Origin of the sequence: Acidovorax kalamii (assembly GCF_002245625.1) — a bacterium.
Lineage (GTDB): Bacteria > Pseudomonadota > Gammaproteobacteria > Burkholderiales > Burkholderiaceae_C > Acidovorax > Acidovorax kalamii.
The window spans coordinates 313,362-329,538 of record NZ_NOIG01000006.1; the positions used below are offsets into that span (position 1 = coordinate 313,362).

Below are 16,177 nucleotides of genomic sequence, written 5' to 3' on the forward strand. Positions count from 1 at the left end.
GCCCCGAGCCCACCACCATGCGCATCGCAGTCCTTGACGACGACCTTCTCCTGCTGGAGCAGATCAAGGGCACCTTGGAATGCCACCACCATGTGTGCCACACCTACGCCGACGGCACCAGCCTGCTCAAGGCCCTGCGGCATGACACCTTCGACCTGCTGATCGTGGACTGGCACCTGCCCGACATGGAAGGCACCGAGGTCGTGCAGACCGTGCGCGACATGGGCGGCATGCAGTTGCCCATCCTCTTCATCACCCGCCGCAACGACGAACGCGACGTGATCGAGGCGCTCTCGCGCGGTGCCGACGACTTCATGAGCAAGCCCCTGCGCATGGGCGAGCTCGTGGCCCGCACCACCGCGCTGCTGCGCCGCGCCTACCCCGAAAGCATGGGCGCACGCATGGCCTTCGGCGCCTACAGTTTTGACGCCGACAAGCGCTCCCTGAGCGTGCACGGCCAGCCCATCGAACTCAAGAACCGCGAGTACGAACTGGCCCTGTTCATGTTCCGCAACGCTGGCCGCCTGCTGTCCCGCACCCACCTGCGCGAAGCCGTCTGGGGCGACGGCGCCGAAACCCCCTCGCGCTCGCTCGACACCCACATGTCTCGCCTGCGCACCAAGCTGGAACTGACCGAGGACAACGGCTACACGATCTCGGCGATTTATGGGATGGGGTACCGGCTGGATCCTGTGGGCGCACCGGCCCTCCACCGCGCCCCAGGGCAGCAACGCGCCGCGACCACCGAAACACTTTCAGGGTAGTGGCCGGCAGTGCCCGTCGGCCAGGCTCAAGGCGAGGACGCAGCAGGCGGCAGCGACTCGCGCCAGCTGCGAATCAGCACATCGTTCACGAACTTGCGGTCCATCCAGAGCCACAGCAGGATAGGCACCAGCGTAGGCAACACCAACGAGCCCAGCTGGTAGCCATACACAATGGTCTCCATTTGCCACTGGGACACCCTCAGCAGGCGGATGTCGGCCTGGGCAGCCAGCACCATTTGCATCAGGGCGCTCATCGTCAGGCTGAACGCCTGGAACGGAAGCAGCAGGGCATACCCTGCGGCCACCCGGCCCAGGCGCCCCCGGCCACGGGCCGCCAGCACCAACGCAATGAAGATCGGCAGCCCGTAGGCATAGCGTGCTGTGCTGACATCAATGGTGATCTCCCCACGTCGCCCACCTGCGTCAGGAACGGGCACGGAGATCGCTGTGTCCACCTCCATGTTGCCCGGCGACAAATGCACCTGCCGCACCCACATGGGCGCACTCTGCTCCAGCGCCATGTGCGAAAGCACCCCCACGGGGTAGGAAGTCCAGGCGGACACCTGCGACCACAGTGCCGTCAGGGCCACGATCCACCCGAAGGCGGACAGCATGAAGATCGTCAAGGGAGAGAGTCGGCGCATGGTCAGTTCGTTCCTTCGCTTTCGGCTCATCGCACCGGCGGCGACAGGTCCAGAGACGCGCTCACCAACGGGCCCGCAGGCTTTGGCGAAGCCGCGGAGTGCGCCGGGGGCGCAGGCGGGTCTTCAGGCGGCGGTGGTGGCACGGACGACTCCTGGGACTTGCTGCCTGCGCGCACCCACAGCAGCCAGACAACCAGCACGTCCAGCATGATGAGTGCTTGCCACAGGTACTCGTGCGCAAAGTTGAACACTTGGGTATTCCACTGCCCCAGGTAGAAGAGGCTGATCACCCGCACCACATTGAGCCCTTGCACCGCCAGAAAGCCGACCAACAGGCCCACCAGCTTGTGGCGCCAGGACGAGGGAAAAGCCAGCACGGCGGCAAACAGCACGATGCAGGCTTCGATGCCGTTGCATCCGGGCTCAATCGAAACACCAAACCCGGTCGCGGTGTTCCACAACACCTTGCCCGCCGCCGCAGCGGTTTCATCGAACAGCATGACCAACGCCACGCAGGCGCGCGCCAGCAACTCCGTCCACGGAAGAACTACATGCTGCTGTACCACGCCCAGCATGTTGATGCCAAAAAGGGAAAGCTGAAGCAGTAAAAAGGTCAGAAAAAAACGCAGCATGGAAATCTTGGACAACAAAGCTGCCTGCAAAGATTCAGGCGAAGCTTCCATTATCGACAAACAAAAAAGCGGCCAGCACGCCTTGGCGCGTGCTGGCCAACACCAGCCTAAGCGCTTGGCAGGTGTGAGAAGCGCCGAGGGGGACTACCGCGAAGCGGTCAGCGACGACGCCCCCGTGCCGCCTGCCCCCAAGCCATCAGGCCCAGCAGGGTGGACAGGATGATCAGCCCCCACTCCGACAAAGTGGGAATGCTGCTGGCACCGCTGGGCGGCACCGACACCGTGGTGGTGGTGGTGCTGGAGTTGTTGCCGGGATTGGTGTCACCCGGCGCATCCAGCGTGGCCGTGTTGACCAGCGGACGTGCGCCGGTATAGGGCGATGCCAGCGCTGTCACCAGCGTGAAGGTCCGCGAAGCCCCCACCGCCAGGGGCCCGATCGCGCACCGCACTGTGCCTGCCGCATTCACGCAGCCAACGGCCGAGACAAAGTTCACCCCCGCAGGCAGCACATCCACCACCTGCGCCCCGTCGCTGGCCAGGGGGCCGTTGTTGGTGACCGTCAGGGTGTAGTTGAGCGATGCGCCGGGCGCCAATGGGCCCGCAGGTGCCGACTTGACCAGCGCCAGATCGGTTGCCACGGTAAAGCGGCGTGCGGTGGTGTCATGCGTGACCACGTTGTTGGCCAGGGTGGTTTCCGTTTCGTCCACGGTCACGCTGGCCTGGTTGAAGGCCGTACCGCTGGTGGCGCCCGCCACCGTGAGCGCTTCCGCACGCATGGCATAAGTGACCGTTGCCGTCTGGCCACTGTTCAAACCAGGAAAGACGCAGCGCAGCGTGCCACTGGTAGCGCCCACGGTCGGCTCAGTACACACGCCCCCCGCATTCACGGTCAATGCACCCTGGTAGCTGAAGTTTGCGGTTGGCGCCGAGCCTGGAGCCGGGAAGATGTCTGTCATCACCACATTGGTCCCATAGGAGGGGCCGCTGTTGTTGATGGTGATGGTGTAGGTGGTTGGTTGCCCCAGGTCCACCGGGTCGGCGCTGTCCACCTTGTTCACCAGGATGTCAAGCTGCGCGGCCGTGACGGGTGTCGTGGTCGTTGCGCTGTTGTTGCTTGTGTTGGACTCGGCAGTGGCCGTGGTTGCGGCAATGCTGTTGACGACGTTGCTGCCCGCAGCGTTGCCCAGGGGCCGCATGCGGTAGGTGGCCGTCTGCTGCGAGCCCGCCGTGATGCTGCTCCAGGTACAGGTGAGGGTTCCTCCGACGGTGCCCGCCGTGATCGGCGAACAGGTCCCGCCGCCGCTGACCGCGACCAGTTCGATGAAGGCGGCATTGGAGGGCAAGGTGTCCACCATCTGCACCGTTTGCGCCGTGGAAGGCCCCGTGTTGCCGATGGTCGCCACAAAGGTGATCGGCGCCCCTGCCGCCACCGAGGCAGGGGTCGCGGTCTTGGAGGCCGTGACATCCACCAGGGCTGTGACCTGGCTGGTCACGCTGCCGCTGTTGTTGGATTGATCAGGATCGCCCACATCGGAGGATCGCACGGTGGCCGTGTTCGTGCGATTGCCGGTAGCTGCGATGTTGGGGCGCACCACCAGGGTCACCGTCGCTTGCGCACCCGCTGCCAGGGTGCCCAGCGAACAGCTCAGGTTCTGCGAAGTCCCGTTGGTCACTCCACTGGGTGTGCAAGAGCCCTGCGAGGCCACAGCCGACTGAAATCCCCCGGTATTGACCAGACTGGCCAAGGTATCCGACACCACCACGTTGGTGGCCGTTGCAGGGCCCAGGTTCTCCACGGTGATGACGTAGGTCAGGTTCTCGCCGGCCACCACGGTGATGGGCGACGCCGTTTTGGACACCACGCGCAAATCGGCCTGTGTGGCCGTCGATGTGACGCCGACCCCCGCACAGTTGTTGGCGGCATTGCTGTCCACCCGCAGGCCTGCCCCCAGGGCCACGCAGGCGTTGTTGGTGGCCGTACCGGTGCCGGTCAGGATGGCAGAGACGGTGACCACAGGCGCGTCGGTGTTGGCCGGCAACGCGGTGGAGCGGGAGCAGTTCCAGGCACCAGGGCCTGCAAATGGCAAAGCATCGCAGGTCCATCCGGTTGCGCTGACGAGGGTGTTGAGGGTCACCCCCGCCGGTACCTGGTCTGTGATGGTGATGGTCTGCCCCGCCGGGATGGCCAAGGGGCCGGTGTTGCGTGCTGTCAGGGTGTAGTTGAACGGCTGGTTGGGCACCACCGGGTTGATGCTGGCCGTTTTGGTCAACCGCATGTCTGCGTCGTTGCTGGACGTGACGTTGGCCGTGGCGCTGTTGTTGCCGGGCACGGGATCGGGCAGTGCGGTGCTGACCCCCGCCGTGTTGGTCAACACCCCGGTGTTGTCCGCCGTGGCTGTCACGGTAATCGCGGGCATGTTGCTGAAGTTGGCGCCCGTGTACTCTGACCGCGTGCAGGTGATGGTGGCATCACATGTCCATCCCGAGCCCGTCGCAGAAACAAAGGTCAGCCCGGCCCCCAAGGTATCGGTCACCGTAATGACCTGCCCCACCAGCGACACACCTCCATTGAGGCGGGGTGTCAGCGTGTACACCACATTGGCACCCTGCGCCACGTTGGAGCTGGCGGCCGTCTTGGTGATCGACACATCCGCCCCGGCGTTGGAGGCCACATCCACGGTGACCGTGTTGTTGGTCAGATCGCCATCTGGCATGGCCGCGCTGTCTGGCTTGCGGCCCGCCACGGCGAATGCGGCTGTCACGGTGCCGTTCACATTGGACACGGCAGGCACGGTCAACACCGATGTGGTGGCGCCGTTCGCCAAGGTGCCCGAACGGGTACAGCTCACGTTGCCGCTGCTCAGCGGGTAGCCGCTGGACGGCGTGCACGACCAACCACCACCCGAGGGCGCAGCGGTGATCGAAGCGCCTGCGGGGACGGTGAAGGTGATGCTCTGGCTGCCATCTGCGGCATCCGGCCCGTGGTTGGTGGCCTGCAACGCATAGCTATAGGCTTGGCCCGCGTTCACGCTGGCAACGGACGGAACTGCCGACAGCGAGAGATCCGCCGCTTGCGTGGCCGTTGTGGCCTGGATGCTGTTGACGTTGTTGCTGGTGTTGGGATCGGTGGTGGTGCTGCCCGCCGTGGCGGTGTTGGTCCACACCCCGGCCGAGGGCAAGCGCACGCGCACCGTCACGGTTTGATTGGCATTGAACGGAATGTCGCCTAAGGCGCAATTGACCGTGCCGCCCGCCTGGTTGCAGGTGCCTGCGGTGGTGTTGACATCCATGAAGACAGAACCTGCGGGCAAGGTGTCTGTCAACGTGACACCCACCGCCCCATTGGGTCCGTTGTTGTCGATGCGCAGTGTGTACGTGAAGATGCCACCGGCCGGCCCCGGGTCCGGAGAGTCCGCGTGGTTCACCACCAGGTCTGCAGACTGCGCCAAGGCCGCGCCTGCGAACATCCCATTCGCCAGCAGCAGCCAGCAAAACCGGCGCATGGCGCGTGATGCCTGGCGGGATACTTCCGCCCAGCGCTGATAAAGCACGCCCTGCCCGGGCGGCTGGGTATCGTCAAATTCCTGTGTACGTTGACTGGGCGGATGCGCGCCCACAAAGAGGCGCGACAAAGGATTGAACATAGATAGATGGTCCTGAAGTGATGAACAGCTCAAGTTTTTTTGGCCACGCCGCAACCTCACCGACCCCTTTCGGGGCGGTAAAAATCGGTGTGAGGGGAGACCGCGAAGACGCCCAGCCTTGGTGGCTGAAAGCAGCGCTCGAATCTATCCACGAAACATTCGCTTTGCGGCAGGGCAACAATCGTTAACCATTGCCGGATGCCATGCGTGTCGTTCGCACCACGCTGGTGCATTGCAGCGTTGTTCGACTCGGCGGGCGACAGTGCAGCGCTTGGTTTCCTTGCCCGATGCAGGCCATCAAGGCTTCAGCGATTCAAGCGTTGGATCGCAGGACATTGCGCGCAGGCCAAAGCGGTGATTTGCGCTGCGAACAGCGGCACCGTGCAGTGCCATGCGGGCCCATGAGGCTTGAGCAAAACCAGCACAGTGGGCTATGCTGCACCAGCTCAACATTCCCCACAGCCCGCCCATGAAGGACTGGATACGCAACGTTTTGTCGATCCGACAGGCACGCCGCCCCGCGCCGGTGGGGCAGGTGCCTGCAGTGGGCACGGACATTCAGCGGGGAGAACTGAAGATGGCCGTCACCCACCGGATTTCAGGGGAGTTGTGGGACTGGCTGGTGCTCTCCGGCTGGCGCAATCTGCCGGTGGCGACCGACCGGCGCCGGGGCGTGCGGCTGCCCGATGAGGCCCTCAAGACCTTGATGGACGCAGCCCCCCAAGAGCGCAACCAAGTCTATGCGCGGCTGCTGGAGCAGGCACAGCCGCAGGAGTGAGTCAGGCACCGCAGCAGCCCGCCACGTTCACCGCATCCAAAGAAAAACCCCGGCGCCATTCAGCCCCGGGGTTTCACTTTTTGATAGCAATCAAACGCCTACCCACGCGCGGTGACGGCATATTTCGCCCCATAAGGACGCACGCCAGTCACCGGCCGGCTCTCAGGCCAGCAGCGCGTTGACCCGCTTGACGTAGGCAGCGGGGTCTTCCGGCAGGCCGCCTTCGGCCAGCAGGGCCTGGTCAAACAGGATGTGGGCCAGGTCGTGGAAGTGCACGCTGCCGTCGAGCTTCTTCACCAGCGCGTGCTCGGCATTCACCTCCAGCACGGGCTTGGACTCGGGCGCCTGCTGCCCAGCCTGCTTGAGCATGCGGGCCAGCTGCGTGCTCATGCCGTCGTCCTGCACCACAAGGCAGGCGGGCGAATCGACCAGGCGGGTGGTCACGCGCACATCTTCGGCCTTGTCCTTGAGCGCTTCTTTCAGCTTGGCCAGCACGGGCTTGAAGGCCTCGGCAGCCTCTTCAGCGGCCTTCTTCTCGGCCTCGTCCTGCAGCTTGCCCAGGTCCACGGCACCCTTGGCCACGCTTTGCAGTGGCGTGCCGTCAAACTCGTGCAGGTAGTTCAGCGCCCACTCGTCCACGCGGTCAGTCATCAAGAGCACTTCGATGCCCTTCTTCTTGAAGACTTCGAGCTGCGGGCTGTTCTTGGCAGCGGCCAGGGTGTCGGCGGTGATGTAGTAGATCGCCTCCTGGCCTTCCTTCATGCGGGCCTTGTAGTCGGCAAAGCCCACGGTCACGGCGTCGCTGGTGGTGGACGCAAAACGCAGCAGCTTGGCCAGGCGCTCGCGGTTGCCAAAGTCTTCGCCCAGGCCTTCCTTCAGCACCGCGCCAAACTCGCTGTAGAACGCGGTGTACTTGCCTTCCTTGGCCTTGTCGTCGGCGTCCACCACATCGGTCACGCCGTCGGCATTGGCGGCGGTGTCGTGCTTGTCGTGTTTGGCCAGGTCTTCCAGCATGCTCAGCACACGCTTGGTGCTGCCCTCGCGGATCGCGCGCACGTCGCGGCTTTCCTGCAGCAGCTCGCGGCTCACGTTCAGTGGCAGGTCGGCCGAGTCGATCACGCCCTTGACGAAGCGCAAGTAGGTGGGCATCAGCGCCTCGGCGTCGTCCATGATGAAGACGCGCTTGACGTAGAGCTTCACGCCCGCCTTCTTGTCGCGGTTCCACAGGTCAAACGGCGCCTTGGCGGGGATGTACAGCAGCTGCGTGTACTCGGTGTTGCCTTCGACGCGGTTGTGCGCCCAGGTCAGCGGGGCCTCGTGGTCGTGGCTGATGGCCTTGTAGAACTCGGCGTACTGTTCTTCGGTGATGTCCTTCTTGGGGCGCGTCCACAGGGCGCTGGCCTTGTTGATGGTTTCCCACTCGCCGGTCTTGACCATGCCACCGGGCTGGCGGCCACCGTTTTCGTCATTGGGGTTGATCAGCTCGCCGTCTTTCCACTCTTCCTTTTCCATCAGGATGGGCAGGCTGATGTGGTCGGAGTATTTGGCGATGACCTGCTTGAGCTTCCAGGCGTTGAGGTATTCCTCGGCGTCGTCGCGCAGGAGCAGGATGATGCTGGTGCCGCGCTGGGCGCGGGTGATGGTTTCGACCTCGAAGTCGCCCGTGCCGCCGCTGATCCAGCGCACGCCCTCTTCGGCCTTCAGGCCCGCGCGGCGCGATTCCACTGTGATCTTGTCGGCCACGATGAAGCCCGAGTAAAAGCCCACGCCGAACTGGCCGATGAGCTGGGCGTCCGCCTTCTGGTCGCCCGAGAGCTTGCCCATGAAGTCCTTGGTGCCGCTCTTGGCAATCGTGCCCAGGTGGTCGATGGCCTCCTGCTGGCTCATGCCGATGCCGTTGTCGGTGATGGTCAGCGTCTTGGCAGCCTTGTCAAAGCTCACACGCACTTCAAGGTTGGGGGCATCCTCGAACAGGGCGGAGTTGTTCAGCCCCTCAAAACGCAGCTTGTCGCAGGCGTCGGACGCGTTGGAGATCAGCTCGCGCAGGAAGATTTCCTGGTTGGAGTACAGCGAGTGGGTGACCAGGTGCAGCAACTGGGCCACTTCGGCCTGGAAAGACAGGGTTTGTTTGGTGCTCATGGTGTCTTGGTCTTGGAATGGGCTACTTCATACGGTCTTGAGAAATGCCTTGGGTGCACCTGCGGTGCAAAAGACATTCGCGCGTGTTCACCTCGGGGCGGATGGCGCGATTTCAAGACCAGCTGAGCGTTAGTCCACTGAATCCGAGAAATCAGCGGTGAACTACCGGCAACCGAGAGGGCACGGACAGCAGTCCCGCCATCTGATGCGGCTTTGACGCGCCAGATGCTCTCCCAGTGCCCAAAAGAGCATTGTTGACAATTTGCGCGCAATTAACGCTTGTTCAGCACATTTTGCCCTCCTAAGATGCCGCATTGGCTGTGGGCTTGCGCCAGCAGCTGCCCCCCTGCTTTTTTGGACAAGCCCATGCCCACCTCATTGCAAAAATGGTCTGCCGAGTTCCTCGGCACGTTCTGGCTCACCTTCGGCGGCTGTGGCAGCGCGGTACTGGCGGCCGCGTTTCCGCAGCTGGGCATCGGGTTTCTGGGCGTGTCCCTGGCGTTTGGCCTGACGGTGCTGACCGGGGCCTATGCGCTGGGGCCCATCTCGGGCGGGCATTTCAACCCGGCGGTGTCCGTGGGCCTGGCACTGGGCGGCCGGTTCAAGGTGTCTGAACTGCCTGGCTATGTGGTGGCGCAGGTGCTGGGCGCGATTGTGGCCGCCGGGGTGCTTTACCTCATCGCCACGGGCAAGCCCGGGGCGGACATTGGCGGGTTTGCCACCAATGGCTACGGCGAACATTCCCCCGGTGGCTACGGGCTGCTGGCGGCTGTGGTGGCCGAGGTCGTGCTCACGGCGGTGTTCCTGATCGTGATCCTGGGCGTGACCTCGCGGCACGCGGCAGAAGGCGTGGGCGGCATGGCCATCGGCCTGTGCCTCACGCTGATCCACCTGATCTCCATCCCGGTGACCAACACCTCGGTCAACCCGGCGCGCAGCACCGGCCCCGCCCTGTTTGGGCCCAGCTATGCGCTGTCGGAGCTGTGGGTGTTCTGGGCCGCGCCCATTGCGGGCGCCTTGCTGGGCGCCGCCATCTACCGGGGGCTGTTCGGCGAAGATTGAGCGATAGACCGCTCAGTTTTCGAGCGTGATGCGCTGCACCAGTGTCTGCAGGATGGCGTCGGCCTTCTCGTTGGACACCTGGCAGGTGCCTGCAGCCGCATGGCCCCCACCGCCAAACTCCAGCATGAGGTTGCCGATGTGCACGTGGCTGCTGCGGTCCAGGATGGACTTGCCTGTGGCAAACACCGTGTTCTGCTTCTGCAGCCCCCACATCACGTGGATGGAGATGTTGCACTCCGGGAACAGCGCATAGATCATGAAGCGGTTGGTGGCCCAGATGGTCTCTTCCTCGCGCAGGTCCAGCACCACCAACTTGCCGATGCGGATGGCGCAGCGCTGCAGCTGCTCCTTGGCCTTCGCCGCATGCTCGCGGTAAAGCTGCACCCGCTCCTGCACGTCGGGCAGGGCCAGGATGTCGTCGATGGTGTGGTCACGGCAATACTGGATCAGGTCCATCATCAGCGCGTAGTTGCTGATGCGGAACTCCCGAAAACGCCCCAGCCCGGTGCGCGAGTCCATCATGTAGTTCAGCAGCACCCAGCCCTGGGGGTCGAGGATGTCTTCGCGCGAGTACTGGGCCGAGTCGGCCTGGTCCACCGCCGCCATCATGTCTTCGGTGATGCGCGGGAAGGCCGCCTTGCCGCCGTAGTGGTTGTAGACCACGCGCGCTGCCGAGGGGGCATGGGCCTCGATGATGTGGTTCTCGTCGCGGCGGCCCGAGTTGCGGATGGTTTCGGACTCGTGGTGATCAAACACCAGGTGCGCCCCGGGCACATAAGGCAGGTTGGTGGTGATGTCGCGGCTGGTGATGGCGACCTTGCCATCCTGCATGTCTTTGGGGTGGACAAAGGTGATTTCGTCAATCAGATCCAGCTCGTTGAGCAGCACGGCGCAGACCAGGCCGTCAAAGTCGCTGCGGGTCACCAGGCGGTATTTCACATCACTCACAAGTTTCTCCTTGTTGTCTATTGCTGCATGAACACATCGTAGCCGCACCCCCGGCACCGGGCCAGCGTCATGTGGGCGCCGCCATCCACTGCTCCAGCTGCCGGGCCACGCCGGCATCGTCCAGCAGCGCCAGATGGCCCAGGCGGTGGAACACCGCCTGCCGTTCCTTGGCAAACCCGAGCCCCCGGCCCGCATCATCGTGGATGCCCAGGGCGCTGTGCAAGGGCACCAACCCGTCCCCCACCAGCCGCTCAGCCAGCGGGCTGCGCCGCGCGGCCAGCGTGGCGGCCACCGCGTAGCAGGCCACCCCGGCGGGCAGGGGCACGGGGGTGCGCTGGTCGGGGCGGGTGCGAAAGCGGTCGCGCCCCTGCCAGTCGGCATCGAGCACATGGCCGTAGCGCAAATCAGTGATGCCCGCGCTGCGCAGCTGCGCCAGCCGGGCAAACGGCCGCGAATAGGGGGTGCTGCCCAGCAGCACGTCCACCCAGCTCCCCGCCCGCTCCAGCGGCGCGCCATGGTGGGGCGTGCCCAGAAAAACCACCTGGCGCAGCCGGGGCAGCCAGCCGCTGGGGGCCGCCGCCTGGGTGGCCGCATGGTGGCAGGCACTGCGCACCACCAGTCCGCCCATGCTGTGGGCCAGCACGGCCAGCTCTGTCACGGGCACGGGCCAGCTGGCCACCAAGGATTCGAGCAGGGCCGACAGCTCGGCGCCGTTGGTCGAGATGTGCTGGCCGGTGTTGTAGCGCAGGTACACCGGCGTGTAGCCCAGCGCCTGGGCCAGGTGGGCGCCATGGTCATGGCCGCCATGCTGCCACTGCAGATCGTTCATGCACAGTCCGTGCACCAGCACCAGCAACTTGCCGGTGGCCGTGCCCGGAGCGCCCAGGGCACGCACATCCAGCGGCAGGCCCTGCTGGTACCAGCCCATGCGGGTGCACAGCGGATTGTTGTCCTGCTGCAGGCGGTCGCCCATCACACCGTTCAGGGCGGCGATGACCGCCTCGCGCTCCCACAGCACCTCGGTGCCGGGCGTACTCGCCGAGAAAAAGGGCTCCAGCCGCGCGAGCCCCGCCTGCAGGCCCGCATCCACGAGTTGCGTCACCCCCCGGATGCTCTGGTAGACCAAGCCGGTCAGCCCCCCGGTACGGCCCGGCTGGGCCCCGCCGGGCAACCCCAGGGTGCCGCGCACGGACTGGTGCACGCCCTCGGCCACGCGGCTGATACCGGTGGTGGCCTGCGTGGCCAGCCGGGCCACACCGCGCAGGTCGGAGACCCGCAGCTGCCGCAGCGGGTTGGATCCGGAAGCCGGTGCGCTGTCGCGTATGCGCGGTGGCCGCGAGGAAGGCATGAGAAGGCTCCGATCCAGAAAAAAGGCGGGGTTGTACGGAGCTCGGCAGCGCTCAGAAGCGCTCGTTAGGCGACAGATAGCGCCACTGCCCCACGGGCAGGTGGCCCAGGGTCACGCGACCGATGCGGATGCGCTTGAGGCCCACGACCTTGAGCCCCACCAGTTCGCACATGCGGCGGATCTGGCGTTTTTTGCCCTCGGTGAGCACAAAACGCAGTTGCTCGGGGTTTTGCCAATCGACCTTGGCGGGCTTGAGTGGCTCGCCGTCCAGGCTCAGGCCGTGGCGCAGGCGTTCCAGCAACTCTTTGGGGAACACCGCCTGCACATTGGTGCTGACCGGGTCACGCTCGTCGATTTCCTGCAGCGGCGCGGAGCGCTCGCCGGGGTGGCGAGCCGTCGTCTGGCCCGGTGCCTGGTAGACCACGCGCACGAGGTACTCCTTTTCCATCTCGGAGTCCTCGCCAATGATCTGCCGGGCCACGCGGCCGTCCTGGGTCAGCACCAAGAGGCCCACCGAGTCGATGTCCAGCCGCCCGCAAGGCGCCAGGCCCCGCAGTTGCGGCGGCGAGAAGCGGTTGCGGCTGGGGTCATCGCGCCAGTGGGTGCGGGGGTTGATCAGCGCCACGGCGGGCGTGTGGCCGTCCTCGGCCTGGCCGCTCACGTAGCCGATGGGCTTGTTCAGCAGGATGGTGACGCGCTGCTCCTGGAAACCCTGGGCAATCTTGTCCACCTCGATGCGGTCGGCCGCCGTGACCTGCTGGCCCATGGTCGCCACCACCCCATTGACCTTGACCCAGCCCTGCTCCACCCAGTCGTCGGCCTCGCGCCGCGAGCACAGGCCCAGCTCGGCCATGCGCTTGTTCAGGCGCGAGGTGGGCAGGCCGCCCACCATGCCGGTGGCAGGTGCAGGCACCTGGCGCACAGGCGCCACAAACGCGCCCGACGCGACGCGGTAGGTGGACGGTGCGGGCGACCGGGCAGGCCGGGGGGCCCGGGGCGGCGGCACAGGCCGCGCAGGTGCAGGCTTGGCCGTCAGGGTGGGGCGGCGCAGCACGGGGCGCGGCGCCGCAGGCGAGGAAGGGCCACCGGCATCGGTGGCCGGGGCGGCAGGGCCCGCAGGCGGGCGAGGAGCAGAAGAAGACATTGCGCGTATTTTCGCCTGTGGGCCGCCAGGGGCCCAAATGAATTTCGGTCGCCCCTGATCTGAAGACCCCGGCGACCGAAAGAACCCGGCGCAGCCTACCCCTGGCGTGCCTGCCAGGCCAGGAAGTCATCGACCGGCAGGGGCCGCGTGATGTGGTAGCCCTGCGCCTCGTCGCAGGCCAGGGTGCGCAGCTGCTCCAGGATGCCAGCGGTCTCCACCCCCTCCGCCACCACGGTGAGCCCCAGGTTGTGCGCCAGGTCGATGGTGGAGCGCACGATCATCGCGTCGTCCTCGCCCGTTTCCATGCCCATCACGAAGGACTTGTCGATCTTGAGTTCGTCCACCGGCAGGCGCTTGAGGTAGGCCAGCGACGAGTAGCCGGTGCCAAAGTCGTCAATCGACAGCTTGAAGCCCTGCTCGGACAGCCGGTTGAGCATGGCCTCGGCGCGCTGCGGGTCGTCCATGATCGCGCTTTCGGTGATCTCCAGGCAGAACGCGCTGGCCGCCACCCCGTGGCGCGCCAGGATGTCGGCCAGCCGGTTGCTCAGCTCCGGGTCCAGCAGGTCGCGGGTCGAGAGGTTGACCGACACCCTGAGCGGCAGGCCCCGCGTGCGCGGGTCGGCCAGCAGCCGCGCGACCTCCTCAAACATCCACAGCGTGAGCTGGCGCACAAAGCCGGTCTGCTCGGCAAACGGGATGAACTGCATGGGCGGCACCAGCCCGCGCTGCGGGTGCTGCCAGCGCACCAGCGCCTCGGCCGCCAAGCCCGCCTGGCCATGCAGCGGCACCTTGGGCTGCAGGTACAGGCGCAGCTCGTGGTGCTCCACCGCGTGGCGCAGCTCGGTCAGCAGCGACAGGGTCTGCGCGCTGGTCGAGTCGAACGCGGCGTCGTACTGCAGCGCCCCGCTGAGCTTGCGCTTGGCCGCATACATGGCGATTTCCGAGCGGCTGAGCAGGGTGTCGGCATCGTCTGCGTCGCCCGGCCAGCAGGCAAAACCGATGCCCGCGCTCAGGTCCACCGTCTGGTCCTCGAACGCGAGCGGCTCCTCGAACGACTGGTTGATGCGCTGGGCGATGTCGTGGGCGGCAGCGGCGTCTGCATTCAGCAGCAGGATGGCGAACTCGTTGCCGCCCAGGCGCGCCACCATGTCGTCGGGCGATCGCACCTGCAGGCTCAGGCGCCCGGCCACGGCCTGCAGCAGGCGGTCGCCAAACGCGTAGCCCAGCACGTCGTTCACATGCTTGAAGCGGTCCAGATCGAGGGTGAGCACCGCCACCGGCTGGGGCGTGGCCGTGCGGCCCGCGCGGCCCGGGTGATCGGGGTGGCCCGCCAGGGCCCGCACCACGGCCTCGCGGAATCGCTCCCGGTTGGGCAGGCCGGTCAGGCGGTCCCAATAGGCCAGGCGGCGGATTTCGGTTTGCTGCGCCGCGATGTCCACGCGCATGTGGTCAAACGAGCGTGCCAGGTTGCCGATCTCGTCCATGCGGCCGGTGTGCTCCAGCGGCACGTCGTATTCGCCGCGCGACAGGCGCTGCGTGGCCGCCAGCAGCGAACGCAGGGGCGTGGTGAGCCGCTGCGCCACCAGCCCGGTGCCCACCGCAAACAGCAGCACACCGGCCACGGTGATGATGGCCAGCAGCACCTGCAGCTGGCGGTAGGGGGCCACCACCTCGTCCACCGACCGCAGCAGCAGCGAGCGCACTTCACCGCCCACGCTGTCGAGCGCGCTGGTGCGCACCAGCAGCGTTCCCTCGGCCGTCTGCAGCTCGCCCACCGCCCCGCCCGCGTTCAGCAGCAGGGTCCGGGCATCGGGGGGCAGCGTGGCCACGGGCAGTTTGACCACGCCGTCGGCCCCCTTCACCACCAGTGCCACATGCACCGCCAGCAGTTGCCGCATCTCGTCGGCGCGCGACTGGTCGATCGGGAAGCCCATCAGCACCCAGCCAATGACCACCGGCGCGCGCATGGGCACCATCACAAACTGGTAGGGCACGCCGTCCATCACCACGGTCTGGCTGCCCTGGGGCTGGCTGGCCAGGCGGGGCACCACCTCGCGCAGCGTGGCGGGGAATTGCTCCATGCCCTCCATCAGGCTGACAGCACGCAATTCCAGGTCGGTGCCCAGCAGGGCCGTCACGGCCGCGCCGATGCGGCTGCCGTGGTTCTCCAGCACCGACTGGATGGTGTCCTCGTCCCCGGAATTGACCGCCGAGCGGAAGCCGTAGTCGGCCGCCAGCAGCGCCGAGCCCTGGCGCAAGCGCTCGGCGTTCTGCTCCAGCAGGCGGCGCCAGATGTTTTCGTCCAGGTCCAGAGCCCGCGCGATCTGGGCGCGTGCATTGCGGTCGATGGAGGCCCGCACCACGGCAAACCCTGCCGCCTGCACGATGAGCAGCAGCAGCAGCGACAACCCCACCAGCCGCAGGATCAGACTGCGCCGGGCCAGGCGCAGCCGCGTCAAGGCTGCAACCCCGTCATGCGCACCGTGGCCGTGGCGACACCGGTGGCGGGCACGGTCAGCGCCTGCTCCAGCGCCGGGGCGCCCACGGGCAGGCGGGTGTGCCAGGTGCGCAGCGTGTAGGTGCCGGGCGGCACGTTGTCCAGCAACACCCGGCCGGTGCCTGCCGCACTGCGTGCGTAGTAGGGGGTGTCGAGCACCAGGATCCAGCCCACCATCTGGTCGTGGATGTTGCAGCCCAGCGCGACCACGCCGGTCTTGTCGAACAGCACGGGGTTGGTCGGCGTGCCGGTGTAGAGCTTGAGTTCGAATTTCTTGGCGGGCGAGAACGAATACACATGGTGCCGCACCGTGTCGCGGTTGGGGAACAGCACCTCGGTACCGGTGGTCACCACCAGCACGCCGGGCACGAACTGGCGCTTTTCCTGCGCCATCTCCACGCCCGCCAGCGGCCGGGCCAGTTTGCGCGCATCGGCCGAGTCCAGAAACACCACGGCGTCGGCCAGCGGCTTGCCCGCCGCATCGGCCACCTCCACCTGCACCGGGCCCGCCTGGGCGGCCAGCCCCCCGCCCACGAGCCCCCATGCGCACAGCAGCGCACGGCCGGAGCGGCCCATG

Annotated in this window: 12 protein-coding genes; 3 read left to right on the forward strand and 9 right to left on the reverse strand. The window is 66.3% G+C overall.

The features are described from left to right. Window positions 1–17 precede the first annotated feature (17 nt). Window positions 18–764, forward strand: a complete 747-nt coding sequence (locus CBY09_RS10255) for a response regulator transcription factor (protein WP_094289422.1) — start codon at window positions 18–20, stop codon at window positions 762–764. A gap of 26 nt (window positions 765–790) precedes the next feature. Here the strand turns inward: CBY09_RS10255 and CBY09_RS10260 are convergent, their stop codons facing one another. From CBY09_RS10260 to CBY09_RS10270, 3 genes are all read right to left on the reverse strand, one after another. Then, on the reverse strand, window positions 791–1,408 hold the full coding sequence (locus tag CBY09_RS10260; RefSeq protein ID WP_094289135.1) for an exosortase H-associated membrane protein: 618 nt from the start codon (window positions 1,406–1,408) through the stop codon (window positions 791–793). Between the two features lie 26 nt (window positions 1,409–1,434). Next, the gene (gene xrtH / locus CBY09_RS10265) at window positions 1,435–2,040 is read right to left on the reverse strand and encodes an exosortase H (protein ID WP_094289424.1); all 606 of its coding nucleotides are present in this window, start codon (window positions 2,038–2,040) and stop codon (window positions 1,435–1,437) included. Between the two features lie 158 nt (window positions 2,041–2,198). Next, the gene (locus CBY09_RS10270) at window positions 2,199–5,543 is read right to left on the reverse strand and encodes an IPTL-CTERM sorting domain-containing protein (protein WP_240515667.1); all 3,345 of its coding nucleotides are present in this window, start codon (window positions 5,541–5,543) and stop codon (window positions 2,199–2,201) included. Between the two features lie 574 nt (window positions 5,544–6,117). On the opposite strand from CBY09_RS10270, the gene CBY09_RS10275 reads away from it, so the two are divergent. Beyond that, window positions 6,118–6,462, forward strand: coding sequence for a hypothetical protein (locus tag CBY09_RS10275; RefSeq protein WP_240515668.1), 345 nt, complete (start codon window positions 6,118–6,120; stop codon window positions 6,460–6,462). 162 nt (window positions 6,463–6,624) lie between these two features. Here CBY09_RS10275 and htpG read toward each other — a convergent pair whose 3' ends face one another. Then, a complete protein-coding gene (gene htpG, locus CBY09_RS10280) occupies window positions 6,625–8,601 on the reverse strand; it encodes a molecular chaperone HtpG (protein ID WP_094289139.1) in 1,977 nt (658 codons plus the stop codon). A gap of 366 nt (window positions 8,602–8,967) precedes the next feature. On the opposite strand from htpG, the gene aqpZ reads away from it, so the two are divergent. Further along, window positions 8,968–9,663, forward strand: a complete 696-nt coding sequence (gene aqpZ / locus CBY09_RS10285) for an aquaporin Z (RefSeq protein WP_094289432.1) — start codon at window positions 8,968–8,970, stop codon at window positions 9,661–9,663. Window positions 9,664–9,675: 12 nt separating this feature from the next. Here the strand turns inward: aqpZ and CBY09_RS10290 are convergent, their stop codons facing one another. The 5 genes from CBY09_RS10290 to CBY09_RS10310 form a co-directional block, all read right to left on the reverse strand. Further along, on the reverse strand, window positions 9,676–10,611 hold the full coding sequence (locus tag CBY09_RS10290; RefSeq protein ID WP_094289141.1) for an exopolyphosphatase: 936 nt from the start codon (window positions 10,609–10,611) through the stop codon (window positions 9,676–9,678). Between the two features lie 67 nt (window positions 10,612–10,678). Next, a complete protein-coding gene (locus tag CBY09_RS10295) occupies window positions 10,679–11,959 on the reverse strand; it encodes an esterase/lipase family protein (RefSeq protein ID WP_108723916.1) in 1,281 nt (426 codons plus the stop codon). 52 nt (window positions 11,960–12,011) lie between these two features. Continuing rightward, window positions 12,012–13,103 (reverse strand): pseudouridine synthase, encoded by a 1,092-nt coding sequence (locus CBY09_RS10300; RefSeq protein WP_240515669.1) that lies wholly within the window; start codon window positions 13,101–13,103, stop codon window positions 12,012–12,014. A gap of 95 nt (window positions 13,104–13,198) precedes the next feature. Further along, a complete protein-coding gene (locus CBY09_RS10305) occupies window positions 13,199–15,562 on the reverse strand; it encodes a putative bifunctional diguanylate cyclase/phosphodiesterase (protein WP_094289143.1) in 2,364 nt (787 codons plus the stop codon). Next, window positions 15,559–16,176, reverse strand: a complete 618-nt coding sequence (locus CBY09_RS10310) for a methylamine utilization protein (RefSeq protein WP_094289145.1) — start codon at window positions 16,174–16,176, stop codon at window positions 15,559–15,561. Before CBY09_RS10310 ends, CBY09_RS10305 begins: the two co-directional genes overlap by 4 nt. Window position 16,177: the final 1 nt, after the last annotated feature.

Bases quoted from the DNA above. Each gene is read 5' to 3' on its own strand.
- xrtH (WP_094289424.1), bottom strand. From the start codon at position 2,040: ATGCTGCGTTTTTTTCTGACCTTTTTACTGCTTCAGCTTTCCCTTTTT.
- CBY09_RS10310 (WP_094289145.1), bottom strand. From the start codon at position 16,176: ATGGGCCGCTCCGGCCGTGCGCTGCTGTGCGCATGGGGGCTCGTGGGC.
- CBY09_RS10255 (WP_094289422.1), top strand. From the start codon at position 18: ATGCGCATCGCAGTCCTTGACGACGACCTTCTCCTGCTGGAGCAGATC.
- htpG (WP_094289139.1), bottom strand. From the start codon at position 8,601: ATGAGCACCAAACAAACCCTGTCTTTCCAGGCCGAAGTGGCCCAGTTG.
- CBY09_RS10275 (WP_240515668.1), top strand. From the start codon at position 6,118: ATGCTGCACCAGCTCAACATTCCCCACAGCCCGCCCATGAAGGACTGG.
- CBY09_RS10300 (WP_240515669.1), bottom strand. From the start codon at position 13,103: ATGTCTTCTTCTGCTCCTCGCCCGCCTGCGGGCCCTGCCGCCCCGGCC.
- CBY09_RS10270 (WP_240515667.1), bottom strand. From the start codon at position 5,543: ATGCGCCGGTTTTGCTGGCTGCTGCTGGCGAATGGGATGTTCGCAGGC.
- aqpZ (WP_094289432.1), top strand. From the start codon at position 8,968: ATGCCCACCTCATTGCAAAAATGGTCTGCCGAGTTCCTCGGCACGTTC.
- CBY09_RS10295 (WP_108723916.1), bottom strand. From the start codon at position 11,959: ATGCCTTCCTCGCGGCCACCGCGCATACGCGACAGCGCACCGGCTTCC.
- CBY09_RS10260 (WP_094289135.1), bottom strand. From the start codon at position 1,408: ATGCGCCGACTCTCTCCCTTGACGATCTTCATGCTGTCCGCCTTCGGG.